General features: G+C 70.7%; 10 protein-coding genes. 9 read left to right on the forward strand and 1 reads right to left on the reverse strand.

What is annotated here, in order from left to right; all coding sequences use genetic code 11:
- The 9 genes from AC3WLZ_RS02310 (at position 1) to AC3WLZ_RS02350 (ending at position 17,662) form a co-directional block, all read left to right on the forward strand.
- A complete protein-coding gene (locus AC3WLZ_RS02310) occupies positions 1 to 681 on the forward strand; it encodes an urea amidolyase associated protein UAAP2 (RefSeq protein ID WP_412923486.1) in 681 nt (226 codons plus the stop codon).
- Entirely contained in the window at positions 678 to 4,280 is a 3,603-nt protein-coding gene (gene uca / locus AC3WLZ_RS02315; protein ID WP_492470935.1) for an urea carboxylase, read from the forward strand. The genes AC3WLZ_RS02310 and uca overlap by 4 nt, the downstream gene beginning before the upstream one ends.
- Complete coding sequence (locus AC3WLZ_RS02320; protein ID WP_492468908.1) at positions 4,277 to 5,947, forward strand: allophanate hydrolase; 1,671 nt, start codon at positions 4,277 to 4,279, stop codon at positions 5,945 to 5,947. Before uca ends, AC3WLZ_RS02320 begins: the two co-directional genes overlap by 4 nt.
- A complete protein-coding gene (locus AC3WLZ_RS02325; protein WP_492468909.1) occupies positions 5,944 to 6,780 on the forward strand; it encodes an MBL fold metallo-hydrolase in 837 nt (278 codons plus the stop codon). The genes AC3WLZ_RS02320 and AC3WLZ_RS02325 overlap by 4 nt, the downstream gene beginning before the upstream one ends.
- A gap of 87 nt (positions 6,781 to 6,867) precedes the next feature.
- Positions 6,868 to 7,623: a 5-oxoprolinase subunit PxpA gene (locus AC3WLZ_RS02330; RefSeq protein ID WP_492468910.1), complete on the forward strand. Its 756-nt coding sequence runs from the start codon at positions 6,868 to 6,870 to the stop codon at positions 7,621 to 7,623.
- Entirely contained in the window at positions 7,617 to 9,206 is a 1,590-nt protein-coding gene (locus AC3WLZ_RS02335; protein WP_492468911.1) for a 5-oxoprolinase subunit B/C family protein, read from the forward strand. The genes AC3WLZ_RS02330 and AC3WLZ_RS02335 overlap by 7 nt, the downstream gene beginning before the upstream one ends.
- Positions 9,207 to 9,478: 272 nt before the next feature.
- Positions 9,479 to 12,973 carry a DNA-directed RNA polymerase subunit beta gene (rpoB, locus tag AC3WLZ_RS02340; protein WP_412923491.1) on the forward strand — a complete coding sequence of 1,165 codons (3,495 nt, stop codon included), beginning with the start codon at positions 9,479 to 9,481 and terminating at the stop codon, positions 12,971 to 12,973.
- 41 nt (positions 12,974 to 13,014) lie between these two features.
- Positions 13,015 to 16,890 (forward strand): DNA-directed RNA polymerase subunit beta', encoded by a 3,876-nt coding sequence (rpoC, locus tag AC3WLZ_RS02345; RefSeq protein WP_412923492.1) that lies wholly within the window; start codon positions 13,015 to 13,017, stop codon positions 16,888 to 16,890.
- A gap of 172 nt (positions 16,891 to 17,062) precedes the next feature.
- Positions 17,063 to 17,662, forward strand: a complete 600-nt coding sequence (locus AC3WLZ_RS02350) for a hypothetical protein (protein WP_492468913.1) — start codon at positions 17,063 to 17,065, stop codon at positions 17,660 to 17,662.
- A gap of 7 nt (positions 17,663 to 17,669) precedes the next feature.
- On the opposite strand, the gene AC3WLZ_RS02355 is transcribed toward AC3WLZ_RS02350, so the two are convergent.
- Entirely contained in the window at positions 17,670 to 18,263 is a 594-nt protein-coding gene (locus tag AC3WLZ_RS02355) for a hypothetical protein (protein WP_412923495.1), read from the reverse strand.
- Positions 18,264 to 18,311 lie beyond the last annotated feature (48 nt).

The following is an 18,311-nucleotide window of genomic DNA, read 5'->3' on the forward strand; positions in this document are numbered from 1 at the left end:
ATGATCACCACCGTTCCCGAACGTCCCGTCCACGCCGACGGTGTGCCCCTCGACTGGTCCGAGCCCTTTGTCGCCGGCGAGATCGTGCTCGACGAGCGGGTCGCGCCCCGCGCGCCGTGGTCGGGCATCGTCCGTGCCGGCGACGTCCTGACGATCGTCGACGTGGGCGGCAACCAGTCCGCCGACTTCCTCGTCTACGCGGCCGACGACACCGATGAGCGCTACAGCGCCGCCGACACGATCGCGTGGCAGCGCAACGTCTACGTCCGCACCGGCACGGTGCTGCGCAGCAACCTCGGTCGCCCACTCATGACGGTGGTCGGCAACGAGGTCGACCGGCAGGACACGATCGGCGGCGCCTGCTCCAAGGAGTCGAACACCCTCCGCTACGGCCACCACACCCTGTACCAGCACGGATGCCGCGAGAACTTCCTCGCCGAGGCGGCGCGCTACGGTCTCGGCGCCCGCGACCTCGTCTCGAACCTCAACTGGTTCATGAACGTGCCGGTCGAGGAGGACGGGTCGCTCGGCATCGTCGACGGCATGTCCGCGCCGGGCAAGCGCGTGGCCCTCCGTGCCGAACGCGACGTACTCGTGATCGTTTCGAACTGCCCACAGATGAACAACCCGTGCAACGACTTCAGCTGCACGCCGCTGCGCATGGTGGTGACGCGCCCGTGAGCTCGTTCGACACGCTCCTGGTCGCCAACCGCGGCGAGATCGCCCGCCGCATCCTTCGCTCGGCGCGCGAGCGGGGCCTGCGCACGGTCGCGGTGTTCTCCGACGCCGACCGCGCCGCCCCGCACGTCCGCGAGGCCGACGAGGCCGTGCGCCTCGGACCCGCCCCCGCCGCGGAGTCGTACTTGCGCATCGACGCGATCCTCGAAGCCGCCCGCGCGACGGGCGCCGGCGCGGTCCACCCGGGCTACGGCTTCCTCGCCGAGAACGCGGACGCGGCGCGCGCTGTCGAGGCGGCGGGGCTCGCGTGGGTCGGTCCCACGCCCGAGCAGCTCGAGGCCTTCGGTCTGAAGCACCGCGCGCGGGCACTCGCCGAGGCCGCGGGCGTGCCGCTTCTCCCCGGCACCGGCGTGCTCGAGTCCGTCGACGAGGCCGAGGCCGCGGCATCCGTCATCGGATACCCCGTGATGCTCAAGGCGACCGGTGGCGGCGGCGGAATCGGGATGCGGGTGTGTACGGATGCCACCGAGCTCCGCGCCGCGTACGACGCGGTGGTCCGCCAGGCCGAGGCGAGCTTCGGGACGCCCGGGGTGTTCCTGGAGAAGTTCGTGCGGCCCGCCCGCCACGTCGAGGTGCAGCTCTTCGGCGACGGCGCGGGGCGCGTCGCGGTCCTCGGCGACCGCGACTGCTCGCTGCAGCGGCGCAACCAGAAGGTCGTCGAGGAGGCTCCTGCGCCGGGGCTCCCCGACGCGGTCCGCGCGGAACTCCACCGCACCGCGGCCGCACTGGCATCCGGCATCCGGTACCGCTCCGCCGGGACCGCCGAGTTCGTCTATGACCCCGTCGCCGAGCGCGCCTACTTCCTCGAGGTGAACGCCCGCCTGCAGGTCGAACACCCGGTCACCGAGGCGGTGTTCGGCGTCGACCTGGTCGGCCTCATGCTCGACCTCGCCGGTGGCGGCCCCGCCGCGCTCCCGGACGAGCTGTTCGCCGAGGCCCGCGAACCCCGCGGGCACGCCGTCGAGGCGCGCATCTACGCCGAAGACCCCGATCGCGGCAACACGCCCTCCACGGGACTCGTCACCGCCGTGCGGCTGCCCGAGGGCGACGGCATCCGGGTCGACTCCTGGGTCGAGGCCGGCAGCGAGGTCTCGCCGTTCTACGATCCGCTGCTGGGCAAGGTCATCGCGCACGGCCCCGACCGCGACGCGGCCCTCGACCGGCTCTCCGCCGCGCTCGCCGACACGCGCATCGACGGCATCGTCACCGGCGCCGGGATGATCCGCGAGATCGTGAACGACCCGCGGGTCCGCGCCGTCGCGCACGACACCGGCACCCTCGACGACGCGCGCGACCCCGACCCGCGCATCGACGTCGTGGATGCCGGCATGCTCACGACCGTGCAGGACCTCCCCGGACGCGTCGGGTACTGGCAGGTCGGCGTCCCGCCGTCCGGGCCGATGGATGCCGTGTCCTTCCGCGAGGCGAACCTCGCGGTGGGCAACCCGGAGGGCGCCCCGGGCCTGGAGATCACGCTCACCGGTCCGACGCTGCGGTTCAGCGTGGCGTCGGTCGTCGCCGTGACGGGAGCCCCGGTCGAGGTCGAGCTCGACGGCGAGGCGGTGCCGCAGTGGGAGCCGATCGAGGTTCCCGCGGGCGGCGTGCTGCGGATCGGCACAGCCGAGGGCCCGGGCATGCGGGTGTTCCTCGCCGTCCGCGGCGGCATCGACGTGCCCGCATACCTCGGGAGCGCGTCGACCTTCACGCTCGGCGGCTTCGGCGGGCACGGCGGCCGCGCGCTCGTCACCGGCGACGTCCTGCGTCCGGGCGACGCCGCGGAGGCGGCCCCCGCTCCGACGCCGTCGGACCGCCGCCCCCACCTCGACTCGACGTGGGTGCTGGCCGTGACCGAGGGGCCGCACGGCGCCCCGGAGTTCTTCACGCGTGCCGACATCGACGCCCTGTACGCCGCGGAGTACCGCGTGCAGGTCAACTCCGCGCGCACCGGCGTGCGGCTCACCGGCCCGAAGCCGACGTGGGCGCGCACCGACGGGGGCGAGGCGGGCCTGCACCCCTCGAACATCCACGACACGCCCTATGCGGTCGGTGCGCTCGACTTCACCGGCGACACCCCCGTGCTCCTCGGCCCCGACGGGCCGAGCCTCGGCGGGTTCGTGTGCCCGGTGGTCGTGGCATCCGGGGATCTCTGGAAGCTCGGACAGCTGCGGCCAGGAGACGTCGTGCGGTTCGCGCCGGTGCGCGAGGCCGACGCGGCGACGCTCGACCCGGCGATCGCCGCCCCCGCACTCGTCGGGACCGGCGACGGCGACGACGGGGTGATCGCCGTCCGCGACGCCGAGGTCGACGGGGAGCGCATGCTGCGTCCCCGCGCCACCTACCGTCGCGACGGCGACGACAACGTCCTCGTCGAGTTCGGCGATCAGGTGCTCGACCTGGGCTTGCGGATGCGCGTGCACGCGCTGCAGACGCGGCTCGCGGAGGAGGCCCCGAGAGGCATCCTCGACGTCACCCCCGGCATCCGGTCTCTTCAGGTGCACACGGATGCCTCGGTGCTGCGCGCCTCGCAGCTCGTGGGGCTTCTCCGCGAGCTCGACGACGATCTGCCGCCCACGTCGGAGCTCGTCGTGCCCTCGCGCGAGGTGCGCCTGCCGCTGTCGTGGGACGACCCCGCGACGCGGCTCGCGATCGAGCGGTACATGGCGGGCGTCCGCGACGACGCGCCCTGGACGCCGTGGAACATCGAGTTCATCCGCCGCATCAACGGCCTCGACAGCGTCGACGACGTGTACCGCACGGTGTTCGACGCGCAATACCTCGTGATGGGGCTCGGCGACGTGTACCTCGGCGCACCCGTCGCGACGCCGCTGGACCCGCGCCACCGCCTCGTGACGACGAAGTACAACCCGGCGCGGACGTGGACGGCCGAGAACTCGGTCGGCATCGGTGGCGCCTACCTCTGCATCTACGGCATGGAGGGTCCCGGCGGGTACCAGTTCGTCGGGCGGACGGTGCAGATCTGGAACCGTTTCCGTCGCGGCGGGCTGTTCGCCGAGAACCCGTGGGCGCTGCGCTTCTTCGACCGCATCCGCTGGTACCCGGTCTCGGCCGAGGAACTGCTCGATCTCCGAGCGGACGTGGATGCCGGGCGGGGAGACTTCGAGACCGTCGAGGGCGAGTTCGCCCTGGCGGAGTACGAGCGGTTCCTCGCCGACGAGGCACCGGGGATCGAGGCGTTCCGTGAGCGCCAGCGCCGCGCCTTCGACGAGGAGCGCGAGCGGTGGCGGGCCAGCGGCGAGTTCGACCGGGTCGACGAGGCGCCCGCTGCGGCCCCGACGGCCGGCCGCGAGCTGCCGCCCGGCACGGTCGGAGTGACCGCGCCGTTCGCGGCCGCGGTGTGGAGAGTGGATGCCACCGAGGGAGCATCGGTGCAGAAGGAGCAGAAGATGATCGTGCTGGAGGCGATGAAGATGGAGACCCCGATCGGGTCGCCGGTGACGGGGACCGTCGCCGAGGTGTTCGTGCGACCGGGCGAGACGGTCGCCGCCGGTCAGCTGCTGGCCGCCGTGGCGGTGGCCCCGTGAGCGCCGTCGAGCGGGTCCGCGCCGCCTACGCCCGGATGCGCGAGGTCGACCGCCCCGAGGTCTGGATCACCGTGCGCGGCGAGGACGACGCCCTCGCCGACGCCGCCGAGGTCGACCTCGGCGTGGCGGCGGGGGAGCGACTCCCGCTGGCCGGGGTGGTCGTCGCCGTCAAGGACAACATCGACGTCGAGGGGATGCCGACCACCGCCGGGAGCCGCGCGTACGCCTACCGCCCCGAGCGCGACGCCACCTCCGTCGCACGACTGCGTGCCGCGGGGGCCGTGGTGATCGGCAAGACGAACCTCGACCAGTTCGCCACCGGTCTCGTGGGCACCCGCAGCCCCTTCGGGGCCGTGCGCAACGCGTGGGATCCGACGCGGATCTCGGGCGGGTCCAGCTCGGGCTCGGCGGTCGCCGTCGCGCTGGGGATCGTCGACCTCGCGCTCGGGACCGACACGGCCGGCTCCGGCCGCGTGCCCGCGGCGCTCAACGGGATCGTCGGCGTCAAGCCCACCGTGGGCCTGGTGCCCGCCACGGGCGTCGTGCCCGCGTGCCGCACCCTCGACTGCGTGACCGTGTTCGCCCGCGACCTGGGGGCCGCCCGCGCCGCCGCCGAGCTGATGGCCGGCCCGGACGGGATCGACCCGCTCGGCCGCGAGGATCGGCCCGCGCCGCCGCTCGACGCGCGCCCGCGGGTCGCCGTGCCGACCGCCGAGCACCTCGAGGGTCTTGCCGACGGCTGGGCGGAGGCGTTCGCGGGCGTCGTCGCCGCGCTCGCCGCGTCGGGCGTCGAGATCGTCGAGGTCGACATCGCCCCGCTCCTGGAGGCCGCGTCCCTCCTCTACGGCGGAGCGTTCGTCGCCGAGCGGACGGCAGCCGTGGGCGATTTCATCGCCGCGCACCCCGAGCTCGTCGGCACCGACCTCGACCCGACGGTGGCGTCGATCGTCCTCGGCGGTGCCGACGCCCGCGCGGCGGACTACTTCCGCGACCGCGAGCGCCTCGACCGCCTCGGAGCGGAGGGACTGCGCCGACTCGAAGGCACGGTCGCCCTGCTCACGCCCACGACCACGTGGCATCCGACCCTCGACGAGGTCGCGGCCGACCCGCTCGGAGCCAACAGCCGCATGGGTCGGTACACGAACTTCGCCAACCTGCTCGACCGCAGCGCTCTCGCCGTCCCGGCCGGGGTCGTCGGGGGCCGAGCGTTCGGGGTCATGCTGACGGGTGCGCCCTTCGCCGACCGGACGCTCGCGCAGCTCGCGGAGCGCATTCAGGCACCCGCCGTCGACCTCCTCGTCGTGGGCGCGCACCTGCGCGGGCAGCCGCTCAACCACCAGCTCGTCGCCGCGGGCGGCACGTTCGTGGCGGAGGTCGAGACCTCCGCGGACTATCGGCTCTTCGCGCTCGACACCGTTCCACCCAAGCCCGGCCTGGCCCGTACGACCGAGGGCGGCGCGGCGATCGCGGGAGAGGTGTGGCGTCTGCCGGCCGCGGGCTTCGGCCGTTTCGTCGCCGACCTTCCCGCCCCCATGGGGATCGGGTCGGCGGTGCTCGCCGACGGGTCGAACGTCGCGGGCTTCCTGTGCGAGGCCGTCGCGCTCGAGGGCGCGACCGACATCACCGGCTACGGCGGGTGGCGCGCATACCGGGCGTCCGTGTCGTGAGCGCGACCTCGACGGTCGTCGACCACGCGACGCTTCCGCCGCTGCGGCTGAGCGGTCGTCCGCGGCGCCTGGTGCCGATGGTGGTCGGCTTCGAGGCGATCCCGGAGGCGGTGTCGCTGCACGGCGGCAGCACCTTCCGGCACCTCATGGAGCCGGTGACGGCGGTGGCGGTCGTGTTCGACGAGGGATGGGTGCTCGTGGACGGGGGTTTCGACCCCGCGCGGATCCGCGACCGCGCCGTGCGGACGGCATCCTTCGACTACGAGAACTACACGCCGATCGTCCCGCCCGGAGACCCGCTCGTGGACCAGATCGCCGAGGCGCGGCTCGACCTCGCCGACCTGGCCGCGGCGCTGCTCACCCACGCGCACTTCGACCACACCGGGGCCGCGCGCTTGCTCGCCGCCGACCAGCCCCTTCTCCTGCAGCGACGGGAGTGGCAGCACGTCCGCGAGACCACCGACCCGCGGGGGAACTTCCTGTTCCGCGCCGACCTCGACCGGGACGGCCTCACCCTCGGCCTGCTCGACGGCGATACGCCGCTCGCGGAGGGTCTCACCGCGATCGACACCTCCGGCCACACGCCCGGACACCAGTCGTTCGTCGTGGAGCTGCCCGAGCGCACCGTGGTCCTCGCTGGCGACGCCGCCGACCTGCTCGACAACGTCGAGCGCGAAGTGCGGTGCGGTTCGACGGTCGGGACCGACGGCCCCGCCGCCGCTGACCGCGCGATCTCCCGCCTCGCGGCCCTGCATCGCCGCCCGTCCTCCGAGGTCTGGCCCGCCCACGACCCCGACTTCCCCACCTGGTCCGCCGTGGTCCGCTCCCGCTGACCCGGCGATCTGGCCGTGTGAGGGGTCAAAAAGTGTCGCCTGAGAGTGCCGGAAGCGACACATCTTGACCCCTCACGCGCGAGTACCGTGAGGGACGTGGACCTCAACGCCGACCTGGGAGAGACCCGGGACGGGATGCCGACCGCCGACGACGAGGCGATGTTCGCCGTGATCTCCAGCGCCTCCGTCGCGTGCGGCGGACACGCGGGCGACGACGAATCCATGCGCGCCTCGGTCGAACGGGCCGCGCGGTACGGCGTCGCGATCGGTGCCCACCCGTCGTACGACGATCGCGCGAACTTCGGACGCCTCCGCCGCGACCCCTCCCCGGCCGATCTGCGCGCGAGCGTCACCCGGCAGCTCGACGCGCTCGCGGCCGCCGGGGCCGACCTCCGCTACGTCAAGCCGCACGGAGCGCTCTACCACGCGGTGTCGGCCGACGCCGGACAGGCCGCCGCGGTCGTCGCCGCGATCGCCGACCACTCCGCCCGCCTCGGCCGGCCCCTCCCGGTGCTCGGTCTCCCCGGCGCGATCGTCGAGGCCGCGGCATCCGCGGGGCTGCCGTTCGTGCACGAGGCGTTCCTCGACCGCGGCTACACCGCGAACGGCGGACTCGTCCCACGGGATCGGCCGGGCGCCCTCGTCGACGACCCGGCACGCGTGGCGGAACGGGCCCTACGGCTCGTCGCCGACGGAACCGTGGACACCGTCGACGGCACCCGCATCGCGGTGGACGCCGCCTCCCTGTGCGTGCACGGCGACAGCCCCGCGGCGGTGGCGATGGCGCGGGCCGTCCGTGCCGCGCTGGACGGCGCCGGCGTCGAGGTGCGCGCCCCGTGGTGACGCCGCGGCTGCGGCCGATGGGGGAGCGGGCGCTGCTGGCCGAGGTCGACGACCTCGCCCAGGTCCTGGGGCTCCAGGCCGCGCTCGCCGCGGACCGACCGGCGGGCGTCGACGACCTCGTCCCCGCCGCCCGCACCGTGCTCGTCGCCTTCGACCCGGCTCGCATCACCCCGGCCGCGGTGCGCACGTGGGTGCGCTCCGCCGCCGATGCGGCCCCGGATGCCGTGACGCCCGGGCCCCTCGTGGAGATTCCGACGCGGTACGACGGCGCCGATCTGGAGGACACGGCCGCCGTGCTGGGCATCCCCGTCGCGGAGCTCATCGCTCGGCATACCGCTGCACGCTGGCGCGTGGCGTTCACGGGCTTCGCTCCCGGCTTCGCCTACCTCGTGAGCGACGACTGGCTCTGGGACGTCCCTCGGCTTCCGCAGCCGCGGACCCGCGTCCCCGCCGGGTCGGTCGGGCTCGCGGGCGAGTTCACCGGGGCGTATCCGCGCGAGACCCCCGGCGGCTGGCGCCTCATCGGGACGACCGACGCCCCGCTCTTCGTCCCGGATGCCACCGACCCCGTGCTCCTCACCCCCGGCGCCCGCGTACGGTTCGTGCCGCAGCGCTCCCGCATATCGGCGGCTCCGGGAGGAGATTCGGCCGGCGGAGGATCGGATGCCGCTGCCGAGTCCTCCCGTCCCGAACTCTCCTCCCGTCCGCGCACGTCACCCCCGCCCGGCGTCGCCGCGCTCGAGGTCCTCGCCCCCGGCGCCCTCGCGACGGTGCAGGATCTCGGACGCCCCGGTCGCGCCGCCCTCGGCATCGCCCGGTCCGGCGCGCTCGACCGCGCAGCCCTGCGCATCGCCAACCGCCTCGTCGGCAACGCCGAGGCGGCCGCGGGAGTCGAGATCGTGCTCGGCGGCTTCCGCGCCCGCGCCGTCACCGACACCTGGGTTGCGGTGACCGGGACGCTCGCCGACGTCCGCGTCGACGGACGAGCGGTGGATGCCTACGCCCCCGTGCTCCTCCCCGCCGGTGCCGAGCTGAGTATCGGGGTGGCCCGCGCCGGGGCGCGGCTCGTGCTGGGGATCCGCGGCGGGGTCGCGGCATCCGTCTCGCTGGGGTCGCGGTCGACCGACGTCCTGGCCTCGCTGGGACCGGCACCGCTGCGGGCGGGGGACGTGCTCGGTGTGGCGGAGGCGCCGGATCCGGTTCCCGTCGTTGATGTCTTCCCGTGGTCGGTGCCGGGGTCGGTGGTCGAGGTCTCGCTCGCCCCCGGGCCGCGCGCCGACTGGTTCACGCCGGCCGCTCAGCGGGCGTTGCGCGAGACGGCGTGGACCGTCTCCAGCGACGCCGATCGGGTCGGCATCCGCCTCGATGGCCCCGTGCTCGAGCGGGTGCGGCACGACGAACTGCCGAGCGAGGGCATGCGCCCCGGCGCGCTGCAGGTGCCGCCGCACGGTCGCCCCGTCATCCTGCTCGCCGACGGGCCCGTGACCGGCGGGTACCCCGTGATCGCGGTGGTGACGGATGCCACGCTCGACCGTCTCGCCCAGGCTCGGCCCGGTGATCTCGTGCGATTCCGGGGCGTCTGAGGGGCCTGACGCGGGGAATTCCGCGGATGTGCTCGCGGTTATACCGCAGGTACGCAAAGTCGTCAAGAATCCGACTGGACACGGCGCGTCCTCCCGCGTATGCTTGGACTTTGCGCTCCTCGATTCCCCCTGCCCTCATATGGTGGTCGGCTGAGCCTGCCCGTCCCCGCTTCACCGCGGTGTGCGACCTGCAGGTTATCGGGGCAGGAACGCACTCCACCTGACGACAAGGAATCACGAGCCCCTCGCCCGGGCTTCTGGAGGTTATTCCCTTGGCTGCTGCGAGCAACGCATCCACCACCACCCCGAAGAGCGGACGCGGAGCATCCCGCCTCTCGTTCGCGAAGATCTCCGACAAGCTGACCGTTCCCGATCTGCTCGCGCTGCAGACCGAGTCGTTCGACTGGCTGGTCGGTAACGAAGCCTGGAAGGCCCGGGTCGCCGAGGCTCAGGCCGTCGGTCGCACCGACGTGCCCGAGATCAGCGGACTCGAGGAGATCTTCGAGGAGATCTCGCCGATCGAAGACCTGAGCGAGACGATGCAGCTCTCGTTCACGAACCCGTACCTCGAGCCCGAGAAGTACTCGATCGAGGAGTGCAAGGAGCGCGGCAAGACCTACGCCGCCCCGCTGTACGTCGAGGCCGAGTTCATGAACCACCAGACCGGTGAGATCAAGACCCAGACGGTCTTCATGGGCGACTTCCCGCTCCAGACCGACAAGGGCACGTTCATCATCAACGGCACCGAGCGTGTCGTCGTGTCGCAGCTCGTTCGCTCGCCGGGTGTCTACTTCGACAAGACGCCCGACAAGACCTCCGACAAGGACATCGTCTCGGCGCGCGTCATCCCCTCGCGCGGTGCGTGGCTCGAGTTCGAGATCGACAAGCGCGACCAGGTCGGCGTGCGCATCGACCGCAAGCGCAAGCAGTCGGTCACCGTCTTCCTCAAGGCCCTGGGCCTCACGAGCGAGGACATCCTCGCCGAGTTCGCCGGCTTCGACTCGATCGAGGAGACGCTGTCGAAGGACACGATCCTCACGAAGGAAGATGCGCTCCGCGACATCTACCGCAAGCTCCGTCCGGGCGAGCAGGTCGCCGCCGAGGCCGCCCGCGCGCTGCTGGACAACTTCTACTTCAACCCGAAGCGCTACGACCTCGCCAAGGTGGGTCGCTACAAGATCAACCAGAAGCTCGGTCTCGACAAGCCGCTGTCCGACTCGGTGCTGACCGTCGACGACATCGTCGCCACGATCAAGTACCTCGTGCGTCTGCACCGCGGCGACACCGCGTTCGACGGCGTCCGCCACGGCCAGCCCGCCGAGATCCGTCTCGACGTGGATGACATCGACAACTTCGGCAACCGTCGCATCCGCGCGGTCGGCGAGCTCATCCAGAACCAGGTCCGCACCGGTCTGTCGCGCATGGAGCGCGTCGTCCGCGAGCGCATGACCACGCAGGACATCGAGGCGATCACGCCGCAGACCCTGATCAACGTGCGCCCCGTCGTGGCCGCGATCAAGGAGTTCTTCGGCACGTCGCAGCTGTCGCAGTTCATGGACCAGAACAACCCGCTCGCGGGTCTGACCCACAAGCGCCGCCTGTCGGCGCTGGGCCCCGGCGGTCTGTCCCGTGAGCGTGCCGGCGTCGAGGTCCGTGACGTCCACCCGTCGCACTACGGCCGCATGTGCCCGATCGAGACCCCGGAAGGCCCGAACATCGGCCTGATCGGTTCGCTCGCCTCGTTCGCGCGCATCAACGCGTTCGGCTTCATCGAGACGCCGTACCGCCGCGTCGTCGACGGTCGCGTGACCGACCAGATCGACTACCTCACCGCGAGCGAAGAGAGCGACCACATCGTCGCTCAGGCCGGTGTGGCTCTCAAGGCCGACGGTCACTTCGTCGAGGACCGCATCCTCGCCCGTCGCGGCCAGGGTGGCGAGGTCGACCTGTTCCCGGTCGACGAGATCGGCTACATGGACGTCTCGCCGCGCCAGATGGTGTCGGTGGCGACCTCGCTCATCCCGTTCCTCGAGCACGACGACGCCAACCGCGCCCTCATGGGTGCGAACATGCAGCGCCAGGCCGTTCCGCTCGTGCGCAGCGAGTCGCCCGTCGTGGGTACCGGTATGGAGGGCTTCGCCGCGATCGACGCCGGTGACGTCGTCACCGCCGACAAGCCGGGCGTCGTCCTGGAGGTCTCGGCCGACGTCGTGACGATCCAGCTCGACGAGGGCGGCACGCAGGACTACTTCCTGCGGAAGTTCGACCGCTCCAACCAGGGCACGTCGTACAACCAGCGCGTCGTCGTCTCCGCCGGTGAGCGCATCGAGGCCGGCGAGGTCATCGCCGACGGTCCTGCGACCGAGAACGGCGAGCTCGCCCTCGGCAAGAACCTCCTCGTGGCGTTCATGACGTGGGAGGGTCACAACTTCGAGGACGCGATCATCCTCAGCCAGGACCTCGTGAAGGACGACACGCTGTCGTCGATCCACATCGAGGAGTACGAGGTCGACGCGCGTGACACCAAGCTCGGCAAGGAGGAGATCACCCGTGACCTCCCCAACGTCAGCCCCGACCTGCTGAAGGACCTCGACGAGCGCGGCATCGTCCGCATCGGCGCCGAGGTCCGTCCCGGTGACATCCTCGTCGGCAAGGTCACGCCCAAGGGCGAGACCGAGCTCTCCGCCGAGGAGCGCCTGCTCCGCGCGATCTTCAACGAGAAGAGCCGCGAAGTCCGTGACACCTCGCTGAAGGTGCCCCACGGCGAGCAGGGCACGATCATCGCCGTCAAGGAGTTCAACGCCGAGGACGGCGATGACGAGCTCGGCTCGGGCGTCAACCGTCGCGTCGTGGTCTACATCGCCCAGAAGCGCAAGATCACCGAGGGCGACAAGCTCGCCGGTCGCCACGGCAACAAGGGTGTCATCGCCAAGATCCTTCCGATCGAGGACATGCCCTTCCTCGCCGACGGCACCCCCGTCGACGTCGTGCTCAACCCGCTCGGCATCCCGGGTCGAATGAACTTCGGCCAGGTCCTCGAGCTCCACCTCGGCTGGATCGCCCAGCAGGGTTGGAAGGTCGAGGGGACGCCGGAGTGGGCGGCTCACCTGCCCGAGGTGGCCCGCGAGGCCGCTCCCGGCACCAAGGTCGCGACCCCCGTGTTCGACGGCGCCTTCGAGGATGAGATCGCGGGTCTGCTCGACTCGACGATCCCCAACCGCGACGGCGAGCGGCTGATCGACTCCACCGGAAAGACCATCCTGTTCGACGGTCGTCACGGAGAGCCCTTCCCCGCGCCCATCTCGGTCGGCTACATGTACATCCTGAAGCTGCACCACCTCGTCGACGACAAGATCCACGCTCGCTCGACGGGCCCCTACTCGATGATCACCCAGCAGCCGCTCGGCGGTAAGGCCCAGTTCGGTGGCCAGCGCTTCGGTGAGATGGAGGTGTGGGCGCTCGAGGCCTACGGCGCCGCGTACGCGCTGCAGGAGCTCCTCACGATCAAGTCCGACGACATCCTCGGCCGCGTCAAGGTGTACGAAGCGATCGTCAAGGGCGAGAACATCCAGGAGCCCGGCATCCCCGAGTCCTTCAAGGTGCTCATGAAGGAGATGCAGTCGCTCTGCCTGAACGTCGAGGTCCTCTCGGCCGACGGCACGGCGGTCAACCTCCGTGACACCGACGACGACGCCTTCCGCGCCGCCGAAGAGCTCGGCATCAACATCTCCAGCCGCTTCGAGTCCTCGTCCATCGACGAGATCTGACCCGGCCAGGCAACGAACAGAATTCCGACACAGGAGAACCAGTGCTCGAATCAACCACTTTCGATCAGCTTCGTATTGGCCTGGCCACCGCCGACGACATCCGTCGTTGGTCGTTCGGTGAGGTCAAGAAGCCCGAAACCATCAACTACCGCACCCTGAAGCCCGAGAAGGACGGTCTGTTCGGCGAGCAGATCTTCGGACCCTCCCGCGACTGGGAGTGCGCGTGCGGCAAGTACAAGCGCGTCCGCTTCAAGGGCATCGTCTGCGAGCGCTGCGGCGTCGAGGTCACCAAGTCCTCGGTCCGTCGCGAGCGCATGGGCCACATCGAGCTCGCCGCTCCCGTGACCCACATCTGGTACTTCAAGGGCGTGCCCTCGCGCCTCGGCTACCTGCTGGACATGGCGCCGAAGGACCTCGAGAAGGTCATCTACTTCGCCGCCTACATGGTCATCTCGGTCGACGAGGATGCTCGTCACCGAGACCTGGCGACGCAGGAGAACAACATCCGTCTCGAGCTGAAGACGCTCGGCGACCGCCGCGACTCGCGCATCGCCGCCCGTCTGGCGAAGCTGGAGGAGGAGCTCGCGGCCCTCGAGGCCGAAGGCGCGAAGGCCGACCAGAAGAAGAAGGTCAAGGACGCCGCCGAGAAGGACATGACCTCGATCCGCAAGAACGCGGACGAGCAGATCGCCAAGCTCGAGCGCGTGTGGGAAGACTTCCGCACGCTCGAGGTCGGCGCCCTGAAGCCCGAGGACGACGTGTTCCACGAGCTCCAGGACCGCTTCGGTCAGTACTTCGAGGCCCACATGGGCGCCGAGTCGATCAAGCGTCGTCTGGAGATCTTCGACCTGCAGGCCGAGGCCGACAGCCTCCACCTGCAGATCTCGGAGGGCAAGGGCCAGCGCAAGATCCGCGCGATCAAGCGTCTGAAGGTCGTCAACTCGTTCCTGCAGACCGGCATGTCGCCGGCCTCGATGGTGCTCGACGTCGTTCCGGTGATCCCGCCGGAGCTGCGCCCGATGGTCCAGCTCGACGGTGGCCGTTTCGCCACCTCCGACCTGAACGACCTCTACCGTCGCGTGATCAACCGCAACAACCGCCTCCGTCGTCTGATCGACCTCGGTGCCCCCGAGATCATCGTGAACAACGAGAAGCGCATGCTGCAGGAGGCCGTCGACGCACTGTTCGACAACGGTCGCCGCGGTCGCCCCGTCACCGGTACCGGCAACCGCGCCCTGAAGTCCCTGAGCGACATGCTCAAGGGAAAGCAGGGTCGCTTCCGCCAGAACCTGCTCGGCAAGCGCGTGGACTACTCGGGTCGTTCCGTCATCATCGTCGGACCCCAGCTGAAGCTGCACCAGTGCGGTCTGCCCAAGCAGATGGCGCTCGAGCTGTTCAAGCCGTTCGTGATCAAGCGTCTGATCGACCTCGGTCACTCGCAGAACATCAAGGCCGCCAAGCGCGCCGTCGAGCGCTACCGTCCCGAGGTCTGGGACGTGCTGGAAGAGATCATCCGCGAGCGTCCCGTGCTGCTGAACCGTGCACCCACCCTGCACCGTCTCGGCATCCAGGCGTTCGAGCCCCAGCTCGTCGAGGGCAAGGCGATCCAGCTGCACCCGCTCGTCTGCGCGGCGTTCAACGCCGACTTCGACGGTGACCAGATGGCCGTCCACCTGCCGCTCTCGGTCGAGGCGCAGGCCGAGGCCCGCGTGCTCATGCTCGCGTCGAACAACATCCTGAAGCCCTCGGACGGTCGTCCGGTGACCCTGCCCTCGCAGGACATGATCATCGGCCTCCACCACCTCACCACCCTCAAGGAGGGTGCGAAGGGCGAGGGCCGTGCGTTCGGTTCGGTCGGCGAGGCGATCCTGGCGAAGGACGAGGGAACCCTCGACCTGCAGGCCAAGGCGCGCATCCGCATCCCGGGTCTGACCTTCCTCGAGGGTCAGGCGCCCGAGGGCTACGAGCGTCACGGTCTCGTGGATGCCTCGCTCGGTCAGGCGATCTTCAACGACACGCTGCCCAAGGGCTACCCGTTCGTCCGCGAGCAGGCCGACAAGGGCAAGCTGTCGCAGATCGTCAACAAGCTGGCCGAGGAGTACCCGAAGGTCGAGGTCGCGGCATCGCTCGACCGCATCAAGGACGCCGGCTTCTACTGGGCCACGCGTTCGGGTGTGACGGTCGCGCTGAGCGACATCCTCACCCCGCCGAACAAGGCGGAGATCGTCGCGGGCTACGAGAAGCAGGCCGCGAAGGTCCAGGCGCAGTACGAGAAGGGTCTGACCACCGACGCCGAGCGTCGTCAGGAGCTCATCAAGATCTGGACCGAGGCGACCGACGACGTCCAGAAGGCGATGCGCGACAACTTCCCGGCCGACAACACCATCAACCGCATGGTCTCGTCGGGTGCCCGTGGTAACTGGCTGCAGATCCGCAACATCGCGGGTATGCGAGGGCTCGTGAACAACCCCAAGGGTGAGATCATCCCGCGTCCGATCATCTCCTCGTACCGCGAGGGTCTGTCGGTCGCCGAGTACTTCATCGCCACGCACGGTGCCCGTAAGGGTCTGGCCGACACGGCCCTCCGTACGGCCGACTCGGGGTACCTGACGCGTCGTCTCGTCGACGTCTCGCAGGACGTCATCATCCGCGAAGAGGACTGCGGCACGTCGAAGGGCCTCGAGCTCCCGATCGCCGCGCTCGACGCGAACGGCACCCTGGTCAAGGATGCCAACGTCGAGAACTCGGTCTTCGCTCGCACGCTCGCCACGGCGGTCGTCGACGCGCAGGGCACGGTTCTGGCCGAGGCCGGCGACGACGTGGGCGACGTGCTCATCAACAAGCTGGTCGAGGGGGGCGTGGAGTCGATCAAGGTCCGCTCCGTGCTGACCTGCGACTCGGCCGTCGGTGTCTGCGCGAAGTGCTACGGCCGTTCGCTCGCGACCGGAAAGATCGTCGACATCGGCGAGGCCGTCGGCATCATCGCGGCCCAGTCGATCGGTGAGCCCGGTACCCAGCTGACGATGCGTACCTTCCACACCGGTGGTTCGGCGTCGGCCGACGACATCACGCAGGGTCTTCCCCGCGTGCAGGAGCTGTTCGAGGCGCGTACCCCCAAGGGTGCCTCGCCGATCGCCGAGGCCGACGGCCGCATCACGATCGACGAGACCGAGAAGGCCAAGAAGGTCATCCTCACGCCCGACAACGGCGACGAGCCGGTCGTCTACCCGGTCCTGAAGCGTGCGACCCTCCTCGTCGAGGACGGCCAGCACGTCAAGGTCGGCGAGCCCCTCCAGGTCGGAACGCTCGACCCCAAGGAGGTCATGCGCGTGCAGGGTGCCCGCGAGGTGCAGAAGTACCTCGTCAACGGCGTCCAGGGCGTGTACCGCTCGCAGGGTGTGCCGATCCACGACAAGCACATCGAGGTCATCGTGCGCCAGATGCTGCGCAAGGTCACCGTCGTCGACCACGGCGACACCGATCTGCTGCCCGGTGAGCTGGTGGACTTCAAGCGCTACCAGACCATCAACCGCGAGACGGTCGGCGAGGGCAAGCGCCCCGCGTCGGGTCGTCCCGAGCTGATGGGTATCACCAAGGCGTCGCTGGCGACCGAGTCGTGGCTGTCGGCCGCGTCCTTCCAGGAGACCACCCGCGTCCTGACGCAGGCGGCCATGGAGGGCAAGAGCGACCCGCTGGTCGGCCTCAAGGAGAACGTCATCATCGGAAAGCTCATCCCCGCCGGAACGGGTCTTGCGAAGTACCGCAACGTCACCGTCGAGGCGACGGAAGAGGCCAAGAGCGAGCGGTACCCCAACCGCATCTTCGCCTCGGACGGCGCGTACAGCGACGCCGACCTGAGCTACGTCGATTTCGACAGCTTCTCCACGGACGACTTCACGCCCGGCACCTACAACTGAGTGAGACGGATGCCGCACCCCGGTGCGGCATCCGGATCCCGAAGGCCCTCGGCTCACGCCGGGGGCCTTCGTCGTGCCCGACGCGTTTCGGGCGCGTGACATGTCGCGGGCGCGGCGTGTCGCCATTCGGGCGCGCGGGGGTGGGTCACCTACCGTTGTGGGGGAGGAACGGATGGCTCGAGTCGCGGGGCGCAGTGTCTGGATCGCGTGGCCGGTCGGCGTGCTGTGCGCCGCGGTCGTCGCGGCTCTGGCCGTCCTCGCCGCCCCGGGGCTGCCCGGGGCCGTGACGTTCGTCGGCGAGACGCTGAGGGCAGGGTCGACCACCCCACCCTGGACCGATGCACCGCGCGTGCCCGGGCCGGCGACGACGTGCCGCGATCTCTACACCCAGCCGATGTGGTCGGAGCTCGTGTGGTCGCCGGAGGCTCTGCTGACGCAGCGGCACACCGGACCGCTCTCGACGCCCGAGGCGGTCGCTGCGGCCGCTCCCACCCCGGTGATCACGTGTCACTGGCGCGGAGAGTCCGGGCGGTGGCTCGAGACGAGCGTCGCGACCGTCTCCGCCGCCGGTGCCGCGGCGGTGTCGACCACCTTAAGCGGCCAGGGTTTCGCGTGCGACCCCCACGGTGACGGCGTGCACTGCGAACGCACGGTGGGCGACGTCACCGAGGTGCACGACCTGCGCGGCGACCGGTGGGTGTCGTCGACCTTCTCGGGATGGATGCCGGACGGGTACGCCGTGGTCGTGGCATCCCGCGCCTTCGGGGAGTGAGCGGGCGTCAGCCGAAGATCGCGGCGATGATGCTCGCGGTGTAGCCCGTCGGTGCGAGGTTGGAGTACTGGGTGTCGATGAGGACGTCGTTGCGCCAGAAGAGTGTGCGACCGTCGTTCACCGGGTACGTGGGGTTGATCCACGTCTTCTCGCAGCGGGTGCCCTCGTCGGGGGTGTAGCAACTGAAGCCCTGGGTGTTGACCAGGTCGTTCAGCATGTCGAGCGCGGGTCCGCGGTCCATGCGCGTGATGCGGGTCACCAGGCCCGTCGTGTCGGCGGCGGGATCGCGCCAGATGCACACGAGCGAGCCGTCGGACTGCACACCCGAGGGGCCCAGGGCCGGATCGTTCAGCGGAGTGGAGCCCAGTTGCGACTGCACGTCGGGGGTCAGGATCGCACGGCAATCGGTCGGGATCGCCGCGGGCGCGACCGTGGGGGTGAGGGTCGGAATGGGCGTTCCGCCGGGCGTCGCGGAGTCGGCGGGCGAGGCGGCGGTGGGCGCGGGCTCGGCACTCTGCTCGGGAGCGCACGCGCTGAGCGCGAAGACGGCGGCGGTCGCGAGCACCGCGGCGAGAGCCGCTGCTGTCGGTCGACCGGTCATGCCGCCCACCCTAGGCGGACCCGCCGACACCGTCGAGACCGACACACG

Source organism: Microbacterium sp. FW305-3-2-15-F-LB2 (assembly GCF_058787255.1).

Excerpts from the sequence above, each read along its gene's own strand:
- AC3WLZ_RS02355 (WP_412923495.1), bottom strand. The coding sequence starts at position 18,263 with ATGACCGGTCGACCGACAGCAGCGGCTCTCGCCGCGGTGCTCGCGACC.
- AC3WLZ_RS02310 (WP_412923486.1), top strand. The coding sequence starts at position 1 with ATGATCACCACCGTTCCCGAACGTCCCGTCCACGCCGACGGTGTGCCC.
- AC3WLZ_RS02350 (WP_492468913.1), top strand. The coding sequence starts at position 17,063 with ATGGCTCGAGTCGCGGGGCGCAGTGTCTGGATCGCGTGGCCGGTCGGC.